Source organism: Staphylococcus simulans (assembly GCF_025561465.1).
Taxonomy (GTDB): domain Bacteria; phylum Bacillota; class Bacilli; order Staphylococcales; family Staphylococcaceae; genus Staphylococcus; species Staphylococcus simulans.
This window is the reverse complement of sequence record NZ_CP095100.1, coordinates 1508616-1528423: the sequence shown is the minus strand read 5'-3', so window position 1 is coordinate 1528423 and position 19808 is coordinate 1508616. Positions and strand designations below refer to the sequence as shown.

Sequence of the window (19808 nt, the reverse complement as noted above, 5' to 3'; positions counted from 1 at the left end):
TTTTACCTATACTCTATTGTGTATGTATTGATACTTTTGTTGTTATGTTTATGTTGCTTGGTCATGATTTGTAACTTGTGTTTGAGTCTTTGTTTGATTTAGTTTGAACTTCCTCAAATTCTAAACCAAAAAAGCTGTTTTTATGTATTTTAATTTAGGTAAATTCGTACATATAGCAAGTTATGGATTTAAGTATGTAAAAAGCTTTGATTAAGCATTGGTCATTAATTGAATCAGCTGATCTGTCTCTAGTTTACATAATCTAAGATATTACATAAATAGTATCCAGATACCTTTTTGTACCTGGATACTATATGAGTAATTTAATCTTCATTATAAGCAGCTATGAGTTCTTTAGTATATGAATGACGTGATTCATCAAATAATTTTTTTGTTTTGAAGTCATCTACAATTTGACCGTTTTGAATGACAATCATTCGTTCAACAATTTGATTTAACATTGCTATATCATGAGAAATAATGATCATTGTTGTTTGTTGTTGGTTATGGATGGCTTTAAGCTTTTCGACTAATTTTTGTTCAGCAACAACATCTAAACTTGATGTGATTTCATCGCAAATTAAAACATCAGGCTGCAACATAACCGTTCTTAATACATTAAATCGTTGTAATTGCCCCCCACTGACTTGATCTGGATAACGCGTTAAGAGTTGGCTATCTAAGTCTAATTGTGACATTAAAGGTAATACAACTTGGTCAAATGAGTGTTCAGCATTCGCATAGTATTTTAAAGGTTCTATTAATGATGCTTTAATCGTTAACTTTGGATTGAAACTCTGTGTCGCTTGTTGAAAAATTGGCAAGATACGAGGCGAATTAATATCTATTGTGCCTTGAACAGGCGTTAATTCACCTAGAATCAAGTTCATTAATGTCGTTTTACCAGAGCCTGATTCACCGATAATCCCTACTAATTCGCCCTTTTGAATATTGAGATTAATGTTATGAAGAATATCTGCTTTGTCATACGCAAAACTGAGATGTTTAATTTTAATCATGCGTATCTTCCTTTCGTATTAAGCGACTTCTCGCATTTAACAAGTGCTTTGTATATCCAGCAATATTACCTTCTTTAAATTGCGATATAGGTCCACTTTCAATGATGGTTCCATCTTTAATAACATTGATTTCATCCGCATATTGAATCACATGTGTTAAGTTATGTGTGATTAACAGTAAAGTTGTATTGTGAGCTTCAGCTAAGTGCTTAATCAGCTTCATAATACGTTGGCCATTTAATACATCTAAGGATGCGACAGGTTCATCCGCAATAATTAAATCAGGTTCTAACATTAAAACACTCGCAATATACAATCGTTCTAACTGTCCACCTGATAACATGAAACGATATTTAGATAAGATATTATTGCTGTCTAAATTCACCCAATTCAAGGCGCGTTCAATATGTTCTAATGCTTCTTGTTTAGAAACAGCATAATGCGTACGATATATGGCACTTAATTGTTTGCCAAGACGGGTGTGATTATTAAAACTATGCGCATAATCTTGTGAGATATACCCAATTTGTTTACCTAATAATGGTTTAATAGATTGAATGGGTTGGTTCTCAAAATAGAATTGATTATAAGATACTTTTAATTCTCTAGGCGTTTGACCGATTAATGCACTTGCGGTTAAGCTTTTGCCTGAACCACTTTCACCGATTAATACATTCACTTTACCTTCTATAATAGACAAGTTTAAATGCTGTATTAAGGGACGTTTCTGTTGATCGGTGATATTCAAATTATTCAATTGCATCAAGGTTTTAGTCATGAATATCCCTTCTTTCTGAGATACGGTCTCGCAATGCATCCCCTGCCAAATTAAAGAGCAAAATAGTAATGGAAATCAATGTTGCAGGTGCTAATAACATAATCGGATGTTCAGTAAAGAAATCTCTACCAGCCGCTAACATCGCACCCCATTCTGGTGAAGGTGGTTGTGCGCCTAACCCTAAGAATGAAAGTGATGAAATATATAGGATGATTTTACCAATATCTACAATCATCAAGACGATTAATGAAGGAAGCACTTGCGGTAATAAGTGTTTAAAGATAATTACATAGCCTGGCACATGGAAATAACGGGCTAGTTTAATATAATTTTTGTCCATCTCTGTATTTACAATCGTACGCGTTACTCTCGTATAAGTCATCCAGTTAATGATTGTAATGGCAATGACTAAATTCCAAATACTTGGTTTAAAGAAACTCGCAAATGCAATCATTAAGACAAAGTCAGGGATACCTAAACCAATATCAATGATTCTCATAATAATGGTGTCTAAGATACCTTTGCGATAACCCGCAATCAAACCTAGCGGTACACCTATTATTACGATTAAAGCAATTGTTAGCAGTGTAATCGCAAGTGTATAACGTGCACCTATCACGAGTCGCGCAAATAAATCTCTGCCATAATCATCAGTCCCAAGCCAGTGTTGTAGGCTTGGATTTTGTAATGCATCGTTTAAATGTACCGTTAATGCTTGGTTACTTGTTACTGTAAATTGAAGAAGAATGAGTAAAAGCAAATAGATAGCGAAAATATAAAAAATGATATTATGTTTCGTCAGTTTCATCATTGTTTCACTCGCCCTTCTCTTCTGCGTGACCATAAAGATTTAGGTTTCAAATGTTTATAGCGTTGTGTCGGGTCTAAGAATAAGATAATGATATCCGCAATCGCATTTCCAATTACCACAAAGGCGCCTATCATTAATACAGCGCCTTGAACGACAGGATAATCTCTCGAACGAATGCTTTCAACTAAGAAATAACCGATACCCGGTATATCGAATAAATTCTCGATTACAACAGTACTTCCGATTAAACCGCCAATAGACATACCGATAATAGAAATCACGGGTATCAAAGCAGGTTTGAAGATGTCTTTAAATAGAATATAACTTTCTGACATGCCACGTGCACGTGACGCTTTCACTTCCCTGCTTCGATATAAATCGATTAAAGTCGAACGCATTAAGCGAATGTGATACGCACTTAAACCGATACTTAACGCGATAATAGGCAAAATATAACCAGCAGGCGTATCAATACCAGCTGCTGGTAATAGCTCTAATTTTTGTGCTACGAAATAAATCAGTAACATTCCTAAAAAGAATGAAGGAATTGAAACAAAAGCTGAAGTTAACACACGAATGGTACGATCAATCCAAGTGTGATAATAAACAGCAGCTAACGTTCCAAGTGTTAAAGATAATAACAACGTAATCAATAATGTACCAAATGCGATAGTGAGTGTGGGTGGTGTGAAGAATAATAGTTCATTCAGTACTGGCTCCTGTGTTTGAATACTCGTGCCGAAGTCCAAACGTAAGATATGTGTAAACCACTCCCACCACTGCACAATTATCGGTTGATTTAATCCTAATTGTGCTCTGGCTTGTTCAATTTTGTCATGAGATACATTCGCAACATCTAAATGCAGCATTTTATTGACTGGATCACCAGGCGAAAGTTTCATCAATATAAATGTAATAGTAGAAAGGACAAATAATACTAAGATCATTTGTCCTATTCTAGAGAGTAAGTGTTTAATTATCATTTTCGTTTATCTACCTTTTCATCAATCAGGTAAATACCTTCTGGTGTCGTTTGAACATTTTCGACTTTTTGGTTCATCGCATTGATTTGGTCATTATAAAGGATATAACTATTTGGAATATCTTGCTTTGATACTTCTAATAATTCATTTGTTAAGTGATGACGCTCATTTTTATCTACAGTATGATTCAATTGTTCAATCAATTGATCTACTTTGTGATTATGATAAGCGCCCTTATTCACTGCACCATCTTTTTTATATGCCATATTAAAGAAGTAACCTGTATCTCCTCTAGGAATCGTACCGAAACTATACATAGAGGCATCCCAATCTTTTTTGTTTTTCAAGAAGCCTTCAATATCATCTACGTTTTGAATTTTAATTTGAATATGTGCTTTTTTCGCATCAGATTGAATGACTTGTAAGATTTTAGTCAGTTCAGGTCTGCCTGAATAAGATGAAACATTCAATTTTAATGGATGTTTCTCTGAATAGCCTGCTTTTTCCATTAGTGCTTTGGCTTTAGAGATATCTTGTTTCGGAATGGCTTTATCTTTAATAAAATCTAGTTTTGTATTGAACGGACCATTGGCTGGTGCTGCATAATGATCAGCGACTTTATCACTGATTTGTTGGCGATTAATCACAGCATCTAATGCTTCTCGCACGTCTTTAGTCATTTTAGGACTTGTGTGGTTGTAAAGTAATAGTGATGTTCTGAAACCTGAAGTATTTTCTAGTTTTGCTTTATCTGATTTTTTGACGCTGTTGATTTTATCTACAGGTACATTAGTAGTGACATCCGTACGGCCAGAGAGTACATGTTCTGTTCTTGAACTGCCATCTTCATTAAAGGTAACTTTCATAGATTTTAATTCTGGTTCACCATGCCAATAATCTTTATTTTGATTTAAATTGATTTGTTGTGTTCGTTTGAAATCTTTAATGGCATATGGGCCTGTGCCGACAGGTGTTTGTTTGATATCTGTTTTGGATTTTGTATCATAAATAGCGGTAAAAGGACTCGCAAGTTCGGAAATCAACTCTGGATACGCACCTTTAGTCTTAATCGTTACTTTTTGGCCTTCAGCTTTAATAGATTCAATAGGTAATGTTGCTTTCAGTAGGTCGCTTTTTTTCAAACCTTGCTCTAAGCTATCTTTGACAGCTTGTCCTGTTAAGGCATGTCCATTTTGGAATTTAATGCCGTCTTTTAAGGTGAAAGTTAATGTATCATCAGATGGTTGGTCGTATGATTTAACGAGGTGTGGTTTAATTTCACCTTTCGTTGTTGTTTTAAATAATGTTTCAGCCGCTCCAATTGTAACAGGAACATCTGTATCATACGGTGCAAGTGTTGTCGTTTTTAGAGGGAGTTCGACTTTTAATTGGTCATCAGCTGATGAGGAACCTCCGCTATTACTGCATCCAGCAAGTATGACTGCACCTGCAGCAAGTGATGTAAGTAATCGTTTCATGAAAGACATCTCAGTTAAAGTTATGTTATGTAAGTTTAAACATCATCTTTTGAGATGCTGTTCACTTCCTTTCTATCTATAGGCATTATTGTTTAATTATAATACGTAAATATTCATTTTAAAAGAAGAGTGCGTTGGCGCTATAGTATAAACAAAATAAAACAAGACTGCTTAGAAAACAGCCTTGTTTGTTATAAATATATTTATTTATTTCTGCGGAAACCATGTATGCGTGAACGTCTGCCTTCATGTTCATGCAGCTCTTTTTGAAGACGTTTTTCTAAACGGCGACGTCTGAAGTCGCGTGTGAAATACCAGACTAAGAAACTTTCAATTAAACTGATAATTGCCATAAACGCAGCATACCCTAATAATGGCTGATAGGTGATATCAAAAAAGTTTGGCAAGAAGAATGCAAGCACGCCTAGTACTACAAATGTTAATACTGCAGGTGCTACCCATTTACTTAAAGCGAGTCCGAAAAAGACAGTTACGATTAATACTGCTACAATCGTAATCCATAAATAATTCGGCATATCAAAAATCGTCATATACTTACTCCTCTCATTTCTATGAGAATTTAATCGTTTGCTTTATACATATTGTACAGTAAAGTGATTAAAACATGAAATAAATCAAAGCTTGTGCTAGATGCTTTCATGAATCGCTTGATGTATAATTTACTCATAACAATTATTAAGATTGCAGGAGGAATTCTATATGAGCCAAGGATTACCATTAAGAAAAGATATTCCTAAGCAAGAGAAATGGGACTTATCGGATTTATTTGAAAGTGATGAAGCATTTTATCAAACATTAGAAGAAGTATTAAGTGATACACTTGCGTTCAATAAGACGTTTGAAAATCATTTAGATTCAGTAGAACAAGTGAAAGCAGCATTACCTCGATTTGTAGATTTATTAGTTCAAATTGATCGTTTAGGTAATTACGCGGAAATGTATCACAGTGTAGATACTACTGATCCGAACCGTCAAAAATTGAGTGCTAAACTTAGTACATCATACGGAAAAATTGCGAGTCAACTTGCTTTTGTTGAGTCAGAAATTCTCGCATTATCTGATGCGCAAATCGACGAATTGATTGCTGATACACCTTATCCGCATTATTTAAAACAATTGAAACGTCGTAAACCACACCAATTGTCATTCGAGGTGGAAAAAACATTAGCAGCTTTATCACCGACATTTAGTGCGGCTTATGATATGTACGGTATCACTAAAATGTTGGATATTCATTTTGAGCCATTTGAAGTAGATGGTAAAACATATCCATTAGACTACCCTACTTTCGAAAATGAATATGAAGATAATCCTGATACAACATTCAGACGTAAAAGTTTTAAACATTTCAGTGAAGCTTTACGTAAATATCAACATACGACAGCTGCGATTTATAATACGCATGTACAACAAGAGAAAATTGAAGCGGATTTAAGAGGCTATGATTCAGTCATTGACTACTTGTTGGAAGAACAAGAAGTGACAAGAGAAATGTATGACCGTCAAATTGATGTCATTATGAGTGAATTAGCACCTGTCATGCAACGATATGCGAAATTACTTCAAAAAGTACATGGTTTTGACCATATGAAATTTGAAGACTTGAAAGTCTCTATTGATCCATCATACGATCCAGAAATCTCAATTGAAGATTCTAAAAACTATATCTATAATGCATTAGGTATTTTAGGCGATGACTACTTGAACATGGTACAAGCTGCTTATGATGATCGTTGGATTGATTTTGCGCAAAATAAAGGTAAAGAAACAGGTGCTTATTGTGCAAGTCCATATGCTTCTCATAGCTATGTCTTTATCTCATGGACTGGTAAAATGAATGAAGCCTTTGTATTAGCACACGAATTAGGACATGCAGGTCATTTCAATCTTGCACAAAGTCATCAAAACTTCTTAGAATCAGAAGCGTCTATGTACTTTGTAGAAGCACCATCTACTACCAATGAAATGTTAATGTCGAACTATCTCTTTGAAAGTAGTAATGACCCTAAATTTAAACGTTGGGTAATCGGTTCTATTATTTCAAGAACATACTATCACAATATGGTGACGCACTTATTAGAAGCAACGTATCAAAGAGAAGTTTATCGCTTAGTAGATGCAGGTGAAACATTAACAGCCTCTACACTTAATGATATTACACGCAAAGTTTATCAAGACTTCTTTGGTGATGCAGTTGAAATTTCTGAAGGAGCAGAGTTGACTTGGATGCGTCAACCACACTACTATATGGGACTCTATTCTTATACGTATTCTGCTGGTTTAACAATAGGTACAGTGATGTCACAACGTATTAAAAACGAAGGACAACCTGCAGTAGAAGATTGGTTGAATACCTTGAAAGCTGGCGGCAGTTTATCACCTGTAGACTTAGCAAAAACAGCAGGTATTGATATTACAACAGATGCCCCACTGCGTGAGACAATCAGTTATATCAGCAGTCTTGTAGATGAACTTGAAGAATTAACAGAAGAAATTAACCAACAATCATAAGAAAAGTTCATATCAAGCATTATATATTGTTTAGATACACAAATAAAACAGGGAGAACGCTCGCATTGAGTGTTCTCCCTGTTTTTATATTTTTAGACCATTGATTCGTAAGCTTCGCCAGTAATATAGTAGTAAATATTTTCAGCGATATTTGCGATATGGTCTCCCATACGTTCTAAATGTCTTGCGGCTAAATGGGCTTGCCCTGCCACAAATGGATCATTATCGATTAAATAAGTTGTATTTACGATGTCTTTATATAAATCGTCAATATCTTTATCTCGTTCGATAATTTCAAGAATTAAAGTTACGTCTTTATTTTTAAATGCTGTATCTAAATCTTTCAGCATAAGCAACCCTAAATCACCCATTGTTTTTAAACGCGTTAAAATGTAATGATCAGTGATTTTTACACGTTTACGGATTTTCGCAATGCTTGCGGCATTATCACCGATTCGTTCAAATTCTGATGCGATTTTTAATGCAGCAATCATCATACGTAAATCTGTCGCAATCGGTTGTTGTTTTGTGATTAACATCACAACTTTTTCATTGATTTCATCTTCTAATTGGTTAATATCCAAATCACCTTTAATGATTTGGCGAGCGAAATTTCGATCTTCTTTATTTAAAGATTGAACCGCTTTTTCGATACTGAAGTAGACTTTAATTCCCAAAGCACGTAAATCTTTGATTAAGTCTTTTAGTTGCTCTTCATAATGCTGACGGATAACAGTCATTAACCGAAACGTCCTGAAATGTAGTCTTCTGTTTGTTTGTCAGAAGGATTAGAGAAGAGCTTATCAGTATCATCGTACTCGTTTACGTAACCATTTAAGAAGAATGCTGTTTTGTCTGAAATACGTGCTGCCTGTTGCATGTTATGCGTTACCATGATGATAGAATATTTTTGTTTTAATTCTTGAACCAATTCTTCAACTTTTAATGTTGAAATCGGGTCAAGTGCTGATGTAGGTTCATCCATTAAGATTACATCAGGTTCGATTGCTAAACATCTAGCGATACATACACGCTGTTGCTGTCCACCTGATAAACCATATGCGTTTTGGTTTAATCTGTCTTTTAATTCATCCCAGATTGCTGCGCCGCGTAATGATTTTTCAACGATTTCATCTAAGACTTTCTTGTCTTTGATGCCGTGGATTTTTGGACCATATGTGATGTTATCATAAATTGATTTCGGGAATGGGTTCGGTTGTTGGAACACCATACCTACGTTTGTACGTAATTTTTCAACAGATTGTTTATTGCTGAAAATATCGTTGCCGCGGTAAAGAATTTTACCTGCTGTTTTAACACTTGGTACAAGTTCTACCATTCTGTTTAATGTTTTGATATACGTTGATTTACCGCAACCTGAAGGTCCGATAATCGCTGTGACATTGTTTTCTAAAATATCTAAGTTAATATTTTTTAATGCGTGGTTTTCACCGTACCATAAGTCTAAATTTTGAGTTGAGTAAACAATTTCTTTGTTTGTATCTGTTTCAATTTTAGACGATTCATTAGAGTATGATTCTACTTTAATTGTACGTTCTGACGCGTGGCTTTGTAACTCTTCATTTAGCTTTGCCTTGTCTTGTCCTTGTTTTCTGTCTTGAACTTTTTCCATTCTGTCAAAACTCCTTTGATCAATTATTATTCGTGAGCTTCAATTTATCAATTAGTATTTTTTACTGAATTTATTTCTTAAGAATATCGCTAAACCATTCATCGCTAGTAACAATACAAGTAAAACGATGATGCCGGCTGATGCGACATGTTGGAATGCTTCTTGCGGCATTTTTGCCCAGTTGTAAATTTGAATCGGCATTGCTTGGAACATATCGAAGATACCAGTTGGTAAGCGTAATAAGATTGTTGGGATACCGATTAAGATTAATGGTGCTGTTTCACCTAATGCACGTGATAACGATAAGATGAATCCTGTTAAGATACCAGGTAATGCAGCTGGTAAAACAATTTTGTAAATTGTTTGCCATTTGTTGCCGCCTAATCCATAACTTGCTTCTCGTACTGATTTAGGTACAGCACGAATTGCTTCTTGGCTTGATACAATGATTACTGGCAAAATCAGTAATGACATTGTTAAAGCGGCTGCAATGACTGATTTACCTAGTGATAAAGATTCAATTCCCATACCACGAACGAAAATCGTAAGTCCTAATAAACCGAATACAACTGAAGGTACACCAGCTAAGTTTGAAATACTGATTTTAACGAAACTTGTGAATGCATTATCTTTCGCATATTCTTCAAGATAAATCGCTGTACCTACACCTAAAATAATTGAGATAGGAATGATTGTAATCATTAACCATAATGTACCAACTAATGCACCTTTAATCCCTGCCATTGAAGGCATTGAAGATGAGAAGTTCGTAAAGAATGATGGTTTTAAATAAGGAACCCCTTTGATTAATGTATCGATTAATAATGCTGCTAGCACAATAAGTCCGATTAAAGTACAAGCGAAGAATACCCACTTCAACACTTTGTTTTTAGTTAAACGAGATGATAATTTCTTTTCAACTTGTTGTTGGTTAACCAGCGCTCTGCTGCTGCCACTTTGGTTTGTAGTTGTTGTAGTCGCCATCTTAATACTCCTCTCTGAAACGTTTTGCAATCCATTGAGAGATTAAATTCATTACAAGTGTGAAAAGGAAAAGCGTAAATCCTACAGCGTAAATACTGTAATACGTATCAGATCCGAATGTTGCATCACCTGTTGCAACTTGTACGATATAACCTGTCATAGTCTGAATTGAACCAGTTAAATTAAATGTTGCATCTGGTGTACTACCTGCTGCTAAAGATACAATCATTGTTTCACCGATGGCTCTTGAGATTGCTAAAACAATTGAAGCGACAATCCCTGAAATGGCTGCGGGTAAAACAACTTTTGTCGCAACTTCAAATTTTGTTGCGCCTAATCCTAATGCACCTTCACGAATTTTGTTCGGTACTGATGCCATCGCATCTTCACTTAAACTTGTGATTAATGGGATGATCATAACCCCTACGACTAAACCTGGTGAAATTGAGTTGAAGCTTCCTAATTCAGGGAAGATACTACGTAACATTGGTGTTACGAATGTTAATGCGAAGAAACCAAACACAATTGTTGGGATCCCTGCTAAAATTTCAAGTACAGGTTTAATAATTTTACGCATTCTGTCTGATGCATATTCGCTCAAATAAATCGCTGCGCCTAATCCGATAGGTACCGCAAAGAGTGTCGCAATGACAGTAACTTTCAACGTACCAAATATTAATGCCCAAATACCGTATTTCGGGTCGCTAGAGAATGGGTTCCACTCTCTTGTAAACAAGAATTCTACGATAGATACACGTGTGAAGAATGTAATAGTTTCTGTTAATAGAGTAAATAAGATACCAATTGTTGTAAGAATCGATATCACTGCGATAACCGCTAAAACAATAGGAACAAGTTTGTCACTGACACCTTTTTTGTTTCTTTGGTTATGAGCAATCATTTCTCTAACGTTGTGTTGAGATTTCATAATTCCCTTCTTCCTTCCCTTGGAAAAATAATAAGTGTTAAACAGTTTGATTGTGTGAATAAGTCTTAAAACAAGCGCACCCGAGACACAGCTCGGGTGGACAAGTGCTTATGAGATGCGAAACTTAAGTTGAAAGTTTCACTGCTAATGGAAGTTTAACTTGAGTACTGCTGTGATTATTTAGTTGAATCTTCTAGTTTTTTAAGTTGATCTTTGTAGTCTTTTTCAGGTAATGCTACATAGCCAGCTTTTTCTGCTGATTTACCTTTATCTTCTAAGATAAATTTGATGAATGTGTTAAGACCTTTATTGTCTTTAAGTTTTTTGTCGTTAGTGTATACATATAAGTCACGGCTTAATGCGTAAGAACCATCTTGGATAGATTTCTTAGTTGGTTCGATTGCTTTACCGTCTTTACCTTTGATTTTAACTTCTTTTAATGAATCTTTGTTTTGCTCGTAGAAGTTGTAACCAAAGTAACCTACACCGTTTTTGTTATTTTTAACTGATTGTACGATAACGTTTGTATCTGCGTTTTTCTCAGCTTTGATATCTTCTTTGTTCATAACTTCTTCACTGAAGAAATCGTAAGTACCATGTGATTGGTCTGGTGAGAATGCTTTGATTTCTTTAGCTGGGAATTTAGGGTTAACATCTTTCCAAGTTTTAGCTTGACCAGAGTAGATTTTTTTCAACTCATCAACTGTTAACTCTTTAACGAAATCGTTATCTTTGTTGACTGCGATTGTTACACCGTCTTTAGCGATCTTCCATTCAGAGTATTTGATGCCTTTTTCTTCTAATTTCTTTTTCTCTTCATCTTTGATTGGACGTGAAGCGTTTGAGAAATCAGTTTCGTTATTGATGAATTTTTCAAAACCGCCACCTGTACCAGAAGTACCTGATGAAACCGTAACGTTCGGATATTTTTGAGCAAATTTCTCATTTAAAATTTCAATAATTGGTCCTACAGTTGAAGAACCGTCACCTTTAACTTCGCCTTTGACTTCTTTATCCTTGCTATCTCCGCTGTCGCTGCTACCGCCGCCGCTGTTTCCACATGCGCCTAATAATAATGAAGCACCAATTACTGTAGTTCCTAAAACTTGCCATTTTTTCATGATAAGAAATCCTCCTAAAATAAACATTTGAGCGTTATGATTTTTTTGTTTGCTCAAGCTGTATGTAATTACTTTCAACACCTATATTACAGACGGATTGTTAATTACAAATAGAGGAATTGTAAATATACAGTGAATGAGAAATCAGATTAAATTTACAATCTTTACAAAGTTTACAAATGCATAATAAACCGCGTCATATCAACGTTTTAATATTTCGTTAATATGCCCTTCATAATTGCTCAATGGAAATTAGATTGAAAATTTCTGTAAAAAAATTTGAAAAAAGGAGAAATAAATTGCGTGGCTTTGATTTTGAATGTAAAAATCGCTCTTTTAGGTGCTTATTTTACAGTGAGATTACAAAAAATAGAAAAAACTAGGATGCAGTGCACCCTAGTTTCAATGTTTTTCATATTATTAAGATTGGTTTTCTGATTCAGCAATCGCTTCCCCTTTTTTGGTTAAGCTGATTTTGCCTGTTTCAATGTTAATGATTTTCTTCTTATATAAATGACCGATTGCACGTTTGAATGACCCTTTACTCATATTGAACACTTCTTTGATTGCTTCTGGACTTGATTTATCCCAAAACGGCAGTTCTCCATCATATTCTACAAGTAAATCAAAAATCACTTGGCCATCATCATCAAGACGTTCATGAGCCAATGGTAAGAATGAACCATTCAACTCGCCTTTTTCATTATGACCAATAATTCTCACATTGACTGCTTCCCCTAGTCTAGGTTCTGATTTTCTTTCGCTTTCATGTACAAAGATTTTATAACCATCTTTAGATAGTAAGAAACTTCCAATCTTTAATACACGATAGGCACGTGCTTCGATAATATTGTTTTGAAGTGAATCATCATGTACAGGTGTGTACATTTGACTGACGATCGTTTCTGAAGCGAGACGCGCAAACATTTGTCTCTCACTATCGATTCTTAATGTCGCAAGCACTTCATCGCCGTTTTGCGGCCATAATGATTTAACTTTTGGTAAATCTTCCCATGGGATTAAAACTTCACGAGGAAGTCCTGCATCTACTTTCGCACCATCGCGATCTGTTTTTAGTACTTTAACATAGTCATATTTGGTTGTTGTGATGTCTGGCATGTTTTGAGTCGCAAATAATTCGCCAGAACGGTTTGGGTAAATAAAGAAACTATATTCTTCACCTATTTCCAGGTCATCCTCTTCATTTACTTCTGATTGATTGAGTTTCACTTCTTCGCCATTTGGGCCTGCTAATTGGTATGTTGAACCATTCAAACCGACTACTTTGAGAAATTCAATTGTACCGATAATATCGTTATCTTTTAAAGCCATAATAACTCCTTCCACTTTCTGTATTAGGCATATTATAACACGGTTAACATTTTTATAGACAGAACTTCTATTGATTCTTTCTATAATATAGATGAATTATGTTTGTTTAACCGCCATATATCGAAAGAAACGTATTTGTGTGGTATAATTCATGCGTTAGAAATATCAATTAATGGAGGAAATTCATGTTACAAGTTACTGATGTAAGTTTGCGATTTGGCGATCGTAAATTGTTTGAAGATGTAAATATCAAATTTACAGAAGGTAATTGCTATGGTTTGATTGGCGCAAACGGTGCAGGTAAATCTACTTTCTTAAAAATACTTTCTGGTGAATTAGATTCACAAACAGGTCATGTTTCAATGGATAAAAACGAAAGACTTGCGATTTTAAAACAGGATCACTTTGCTTATGAAGACGAGCGCGTATTAGATGTTGTGATTCAAGGTCACGAGCGTTTATATGAAGTGATGAAAGAAAAAGACGAAATCTATATGAAACCAGACTTCAGTGATGAAGATGGTATTCGTGCTGCAGAATTAGAAGGCGAATTCGCAGAAATGAATGGTTGGAATGCTGAAGCAGATGCAGCAACATTATTATCAGGTCTAGGCATCCCTGCTGATTTACATGATAAAAAGATGTCTGAATTAGAAAACAACCAAAAAGTAAAAGTATTATTAGCTCAAAGTTTATTCGGTGAACCTGATGTTCTTTTACTTGATGAGCCTACCAACGGTTTAGATATCCCTGCAATCAGCTGGTTAGAAGATTTCTTAATTAACTTTGAAAATACAGTTATTGTAGTTTCCCATGACCGTCACTTCTTAAATAACGTATGTACACATATTGCTGATTTAGACTTCGGTAAAATCAAAGTGTATGTCGGAAACTATGACTTCTGGTATCAATCAAGTCAACTTGCTCAAAAAATGGCGCAAGAACAAAACAAGAAAAAAGAAGAAAAAATTAAAGAATTACAAGACTTCATTGCACGTTTCTCTGCGAACGCTTCTAAATCTAAACAAGCAACAAGCCGTAAGAAACAATTAGAAAAAATCGAGTTAGATGATATTCAACCATCATCTCGTCGTTATCCTTTCGTGAAGTTTTCACCAGAACGTGAAATCGGTAATGACTTATTATTTGTAGAAAACGTATCAAAAACAATTGACGGTGAAAAAGTCTTAGATAACATTTCATTTACAATGTTCCCTAACGATAAAGCTGTACTTGTTGGAGATAGCGAAATTGCGAAAACAACATTACTTAAAATTTTAGCTGGAGAAATGGAACCAGATGAAGGTACAGTTAAATGGGGTGTGACAACTTCACGTACGTACTTCCCTAAAGATAACTCAGAATTCTTCGATGGTGTGAATATGACATTAGTCGACTGGTTAAGACAATATGCACCTGAAGATGAACAAACTGAGACATTCTTACGTGGTTTCCTAGGTCGTATGTTATTCAGCGGTGAGGAAGTGAAGAAGAAAGCAAGTGTCCTTTCAGGTGGAGAGAAAGTACGTTGCATGTTAAGTAAAATGATGCTTTCAAGTGCGAATGTTCTCTTAATGGATGAACCAACAAACCACTTAGACTTAGAAAGTATTACTGCAGTCAACGATGGATTGAAATCATTCAAAGGTTCAATCATCTTCACATCACATGACTTTGAGTTTATTAACACAATCGCAAACCGTGTGATCGACTTAAACCCACAAGGTGCCCTTTCTAAAGAAATCAGTTACGAAGAGTACCTAAAAGAAACTGGTGTATTAAGCTAGAAATTATGCAGAGGTTAGGTGAAAAATCCTAACCTCTTTTTCTATGTTTAATCCCTACAGTTCCGTCTATATAGAGTATATAGCTAAAAAATTGATAATAGACGATGAAAAAAACAAAGTATAAATTACACTTAATTAGTAAATACTTTCGGAATTTAGGCTTTTTTCAGTAAATTTCCAAAAATCATATATTTCTGGTTTACATCTCAATGGTAACTATGTATAATGTGATACATACTAATTAATTGAATAGTTTTTTTGATGAGGCGCATCAATCATAAGTACTTGCCACGCCTACTGTCTGTTGCAGTTGGTAAGGAAAGGGTGAGATGCCGAAATAATCATAAATGCAGAGTTATGATTGTTGGACTTTCAGGTTAAGAGCTAAGGGTCTGTCATTATTATCAAATAATGGAGTGCATCACTTGTATATAAATTTACGAGCAAGTTCGCATTCCGGACTTGCTCTTTTTATATATGTGATTCTCCCCTACTATCGAGGAGGATATGTAAAGCAATGAAGAGAAGTGTTTTAAAATTCGGCGGTTCGTCTGTCAGCGATTTTACGAAAATTAGGAATATTGCTGAAATGCTGAAAAATAGAATTGAAAATGACGAACAACTTATTGTCGTGGTCAGTGCAATGGGAAAAACAACTGACCAATTAATGGAAAATGTAGCTGCGCTGACCAGCGAACCAAAACAACAAGAGCTTGCCCTCTTATTAACAACTGGTGAACAGCAAACTGTTTCCTACTTGTCTATGGTGCTAAACGATATAGGCGTTCAAGCAAGAGCCATGACAGGATATCAAGCCGGAATTAAAACAGTTGGACATCATCTCAAAAGCAGGATTGCAGAAATCAACCCTGATACTTTTGATAAAGCATTTGAAACGCATGATGTACTTGTTGTAGCCGGGTTCCAAGGTATCAATGATGAACTTGAATTGACTACGCTTGGCCGAGGTGGTTCGGATACGACAGCAGTTGCATTAGCAGCAGCCAATCAAACACCATGTGAAATTTATACAGACGTTGACGGTGTCTATGCGACTGACCCTCGTATTTATAAAGATGCCAAACGTTTAAGTGTAGTTTCTTACGAAGAAATGATGGAAATGAGCGCACTGGGTGCTGGGGTTTTAGAAACACGCAGTGTCGAACTCGCAAATAACTATAACATTCCATTGTATTTAGGAAGAACGTTATCAAATGTGGAAGGAACGTGGATTATGTCACAAACAGAAATACTAGAGAAAAAAGCAGTAACGGGCGTAGCTTTAGATAGCAAAATGATGCATGTCACTATCAGCTATCCCCTATCTGATAATAAACTCTTAACAGATTTATTTACTTTACTTGAAGAAGGACAAGTCAATGTTGATATGATTTCTCAAATCGTCAACCTTGAAGGGTTACAGCTCTCATTTACAATTAAAGATACTGATTTGACACAAATCAAAGGTATTTTTAACAAATTGTCAGAAAGTTATCAAGCTTTAGATTATAATTTAAATGATGCCTACGCAAAGATTTCCTTGATTGGATCAGGTATGAGAGATATGTCAGGTGTCGCATCGAAAGCTTTCATCAGTTTAATTAATGCAGGTATTCCGTTCTATCAAACAACGACATCTGAAATCAGTATCTCTTATGTTATCGATGCTGATAACGGAGAACGTGCAGTCAAACAACTTTATGAAACATTTGATATTTAAAAGTTGGAAAGCAGCAAGAATCAGAAACTCAAGAAAGAATTAACGACTTTCTTAAATAATAATATGGAGTGAATTGAATATGACAAAATTAGCAATCGCAGGTGCAACAGGTTTAGTAGGAAGCAAAATGTTAGAGACAATCGATCGTAAAAATATTCCATTTGATGAGCTTGTATTATTTTCTTCAGCAAGATCAGCAGGAAAAGAAATCGAGTTTCAAGGTAAAACATATACAGTTCAAGAACTAACAGAAGACGCTGCAAGCGAACATTTTGATTATGTATTGATGAGTGCTGGGGGCGCTACAAGTGAACACTTCTCACCTATTTTTGAAGAAGCGGGAGCCATTGTTATCGACAACTCAAGTCAATGGAGAATGCACGATGATATCGATTTAGTCGTACCAGAAGTCAATGAACCTAAATTTACAAGAGGTATCATCGCAAACCCTAACTGTTCAACAATCCAATCAGTGGTACCTTTAAAACCATTACAAGATAAATATGGTTTAAAACGTGTTGCTTATACAACATATCAAGCAGTATCAGGTTCAGGTTACGCTGGCCGTGAAGATTTATTAAATGGAGAAAAAGGAGAAGAACCAAAAACTTATCCTCATCCTATTTATAACAACGTGTTACCTCACATTGATGTCTTCTTAGAAAATGGTTATACAAAAGAAGAACAAAAAATGATTGATGAGACACGTAAAATCTTAAACTTACCAGACTTAAAAGTAACAGCAACTTGTGTGCGTGTACCTGTACAAGACAGCCACAGTGTTGAAATGGACGTTACTTTAGATAAACCAGCGACAGTAAAAGAAATTCAAGAACTATTTGAAAACGATGATCGTGTTGTCTTAGTAGACAATCCAGAAAATAATGAATATCCATTGGCTGTTTATTCTACTGGTAAAGATGAAGTCTTTGTCGGTCGTATCCGTAAAGACGATTCATTAGATAATACATTCCATATTTGGGTAACATCAGATAACTTACTTAAAGGCGCAGCATTGAATACAGTCCAAATTTTAGAACAAGTTTTATCAATGAAAGGAGTTTCTTAATATGAGTCGTTTATTTGAAGGAGTTGGGGTAGCTCTTACGACCCCATTCACAAATAATGAAGTCGATTATCAAGCATTAGAGAAACATGTTAATTATTTATTAGACAATAATATTCAAGCGATTATTGTAAATGGTACAACTGCAGAGAACCCTACTTTAACTGAAGATGAAAAAGAAAAAGTATTAGAAGCAGTTATTAAACAAGTGAATGGCAGAGCAACTGTTATTGCTGGTACAGGTACAAACTCAACTAAAAAATCTTTAGATGCTTCATTACGTGCTAAAGAATTAGGTGCAGATGCAATTATGCTGATTACACCTTACTACAATAAAACAAGCCAACGTGGTTTAATCGCCCACTTCACTACAGTGGCAGATGCAGTAGAACTACCTGTTGTTTTATATGATGTACCATCAAGAACAAATATGAGAATTGATGTAGAAACAATGGTTGAGTTAGCGAAAAATCCTTATATTGTAGCATTGAAAGATGCGACTAATGATTTTGAACATCACCGTGCGTTAAAAGAACGCTTAGACTTATCTGAGTTCTCATTATATAGCGGTAACGATGACAATGTTGTACGTTATTACGCTGAAGGCGGCCATGGTGTAATTTCAGTTGTCGCAAACGCGATTCCTGGTGATTTCCAAGCACTTTATGAAAAAGCAAAACGTGGCGAATCTATTGATAAAGATTTCGAACCAATTAACCGTTTGTTAAATGCGTTATCAGTAGATGTTAACCCTATCCCAATCAAAGCACTTACTGCTGTTGAAGGATTCGGTAACTACGAAGTACGTTTACCGTTAGTGACTTTAGAAGAATCAGACCGTAAACAACTTGAAGAAGCATATGCCAAATATAAAGCAGGTGAACTTTAATGAAAATTTTGTTAATCGGATATGGTGCAATGAACAAACGTGTGGCACGTTTGGCTGAAGAGCAAGGACATGAAATTGTAGGTGTTATCGTTCCAGATCCTGAAAATGACTATCCCTACCCTACTTATTCACAAATCAGTGAAGCAAAAGATGCTGAAGTAGCGATTGATTTCTCTAATCCGGAATTATTATTACCGTTATTAGACCAAGATTTCAAATTACCAGTTGTTGTAGCTACAACGGGTGAAAAAGAAAAAATTCAAGAAAAACTACAAGCATTAAGTAAAGACATGCCAGTCTTCTTTAGTGCAAATATGAGTTATGGTATCCATGTCATGACAAAATTATTAGAAGTTGCCGTACCACTTTTACAAGGTTACGATATCGAATTAATCGAAGCACATCATAATAAAAAAGTAGATGCACCAAGTGGTACATTGATTAAATTGTTAGATGTTATCAAAGATATTAAAGAAGTAAATCCTGTCTATGATCGCTCACAAACAACTGAACGTAGAAAACCTGAAGATATCGGAATTAGTGCTGTTCGTGGCGGTACAATTGTTGGTGAACATGAAGTATTGTTTGCTGGTGTCGATGAAACGATTGAATTAACACATCGTGCACAATCAAAAGATATCTTTGCGAACGGTGCAATTACAGCCGCTGAGCGATTGGTTTCTAAACCAAATGGGTATTATACATTTGATAATTTAAATAATTAATTAAACAAAGGAGAGGTTTTTA

Annotated in this window: 18 protein-coding genes and 1 riboswitch; of the genes, 6 read left to right on the top strand and 12 right to left on the bottom strand. The window is 35.2% G+C overall.

The window, feature by feature from the left end; translation table 11 throughout:
* Positions 1-323: 323 nt before the first annotated feature.
* The 6 genes from MUA87_RS07190 to MUA87_RS07165 all read right to left on the bottom strand — a co-directional run bounded on the left by MUA87_RS07190 (position 324) and on the right by MUA87_RS07165 (position 5620).
* On the bottom strand, positions 324-1019 hold the full coding sequence (locus MUA87_RS07190) for an ABC transporter ATP-binding protein (RefSeq protein WP_262550379.1): 696 nt from the start codon (positions 1017-1019) through the stop codon (positions 324-326).
* The gene (locus MUA87_RS07185; protein WP_070626737.1) at positions 1012-1797 is read right to left on the bottom strand and encodes an ATP-binding cassette domain-containing protein; all 786 of its coding nucleotides are present in this window, start codon (positions 1795-1797) and stop codon (positions 1012-1014) included. The genes MUA87_RS07190 and MUA87_RS07185 overlap by 8 nt, the downstream gene beginning before the upstream one ends.
* A complete protein-coding gene (nikC, locus tag MUA87_RS07180; RefSeq protein WP_002480894.1) occupies positions 1790-2608 on the bottom strand; it encodes a nickel transporter permease in 819 nt (272 codons plus the stop codon). The genes MUA87_RS07185 and nikC overlap by 8 nt, the downstream gene beginning before the upstream one ends.
* Positions 2605-3588, bottom strand: a complete 984-nt coding sequence (gene nikB, locus MUA87_RS07175; protein ID WP_372514638.1) for a nickel ABC transporter permease — start codon at positions 3586-3588, stop codon at positions 2605-2607. Before nikB ends, nikC begins: the two co-directional genes overlap by 4 nt.
* Positions 3588-5069, bottom strand: a complete 1482-nt coding sequence (gene nikA, locus MUA87_RS07170) for a nickel ABC transporter substrate-binding protein (RefSeq protein WP_262550376.1) — start codon at positions 5067-5069, stop codon at positions 3588-3590. Before nikA ends, nikB begins: the two co-directional genes overlap by 1 nt.
* A gap of 203 nt (positions 5070-5272) precedes the next feature.
* Positions 5273-5620, bottom strand: coding sequence for a hypothetical protein (locus tag MUA87_RS07165; protein ID WP_002480897.1), 348 nt, complete (start codon positions 5618-5620; stop codon positions 5273-5275).
* A 169-nt stretch (positions 5621-5789) separates the two neighbouring features.
* Between MUA87_RS07165 and pepF the strand changes: the two genes are divergently transcribed.
* Positions 5790-7601, top strand: a complete 1812-nt coding sequence (gene pepF / locus MUA87_RS07160; RefSeq protein ID WP_002480898.1) for an oligoendopeptidase F — start codon at positions 5790-5792, stop codon at positions 7599-7601.
* Positions 7602-7693: 92 nt separating this feature from the next.
* On the opposite strand, the gene phoU is transcribed toward pepF, so the two are convergent.
* From phoU to cvfB, 6 genes are all read right to left on the bottom strand, one after another.
* Positions 7694-8341 carry a phosphate signaling complex protein PhoU gene (gene phoU / locus MUA87_RS07155; RefSeq protein ID WP_002480899.1) on the bottom strand — a complete coding sequence of 216 codons (648 nt, stop codon included), beginning with the start codon at positions 8339-8341 and terminating at the stop codon, positions 7694-7696.
* Positions 8341-9234: a phosphate ABC transporter ATP-binding protein PstB gene (pstB, locus tag MUA87_RS07150; protein WP_002480900.1), complete on the bottom strand. Its 894-nt coding sequence runs from the start codon at positions 9232-9234 to the stop codon at positions 8341-8343. The genes phoU and pstB overlap by 1 nt, the downstream gene beginning before the upstream one ends.
* A gap of 51 nt (positions 9235-9285) precedes the next feature.
* Positions 9286-10218, bottom strand: coding sequence for a phosphate ABC transporter permease PstA (pstA, locus tag MUA87_RS07145; protein WP_002480901.1), 933 nt, complete (start codon positions 10216-10218; stop codon positions 9286-9288).
* A gap of 1 nt (position 10219) precedes the next feature.
* On the bottom strand, positions 10220-11146 hold the full coding sequence (pstC, locus tag MUA87_RS07140) for a phosphate ABC transporter permease subunit PstC (protein WP_002480902.1): 927 nt from the start codon (positions 11144-11146) through the stop codon (positions 10220-10222).
* Positions 11147-11322: 176 nt separating this feature from the next.
* The gene (locus MUA87_RS07135) at positions 11323-12267 is read right to left on the bottom strand and encodes a phosphate ABC transporter substrate-binding protein PstS family protein (RefSeq protein ID WP_002480903.1); all 945 of its coding nucleotides are present in this window, start codon (positions 12265-12267) and stop codon (positions 11323-11325) included.
* A gap of 420 nt (positions 12268-12687) precedes the next feature.
* A complete protein-coding gene (gene cvfB / locus MUA87_RS07130) occupies positions 12688-13599 on the bottom strand; it encodes an RNA-binding virulence regulatory protein CvfB (protein ID WP_023015224.1) in 912 nt (303 codons plus the stop codon).
* A 185-nt stretch (positions 13600-13784) separates the two neighbouring features.
* Between cvfB and MUA87_RS07125 the strand changes: the two genes are divergently transcribed.
* The 5 genes from MUA87_RS07125 to dapB all read left to right on the top strand — a co-directional run bounded on the left by MUA87_RS07125 (position 13785) and on the right by dapB (position 19786).
* On the top strand, positions 13785-15386 hold the full coding sequence (locus MUA87_RS07125) for an ABC-F family ATP-binding cassette domain-containing protein (protein ID WP_262550374.1): 1602 nt from the start codon (positions 13785-13787) through the stop codon (positions 15384-15386).
* Between the two features lie 253 nt (positions 15387-15639).
* Positions 15640-15816: riboswitch (Lysine riboswitch) on the top strand.
* 87 nt (positions 15817-15903) lie between these two features.
* The gene (locus tag MUA87_RS07120) at positions 15904-17106 is read left to right on the top strand and encodes an aspartate kinase (protein ID WP_002480906.1); all 1203 of its coding nucleotides are present in this window, start codon (positions 15904-15906) and stop codon (positions 17104-17106) included.
* Between the two features lie 79 nt (positions 17107-17185).
* Entirely contained in the window at positions 17186-18175 is a 990-nt protein-coding gene (locus MUA87_RS07115) for an aspartate-semialdehyde dehydrogenase (protein ID WP_023015223.1), read from the top strand.
* Between the two features lies 1 nt (position 18176).
* On the top strand, positions 18177-19061 hold the full coding sequence (gene dapA, locus MUA87_RS07110; RefSeq protein WP_023015222.1) for a 4-hydroxy-tetrahydrodipicolinate synthase: 885 nt from the start codon (positions 18177-18179) through the stop codon (positions 19059-19061).
* Positions 19061-19786 carry a 4-hydroxy-tetrahydrodipicolinate reductase gene (gene dapB, locus MUA87_RS07105; protein ID WP_002480909.1) on the top strand — a complete coding sequence of 242 codons (726 nt, stop codon included), beginning with the start codon at positions 19061-19063 and terminating at the stop codon, positions 19784-19786. Before dapA ends, dapB begins: the two co-directional genes overlap by 1 nt.
* Positions 19787-19808: the final 22 nt, after the last annotated feature.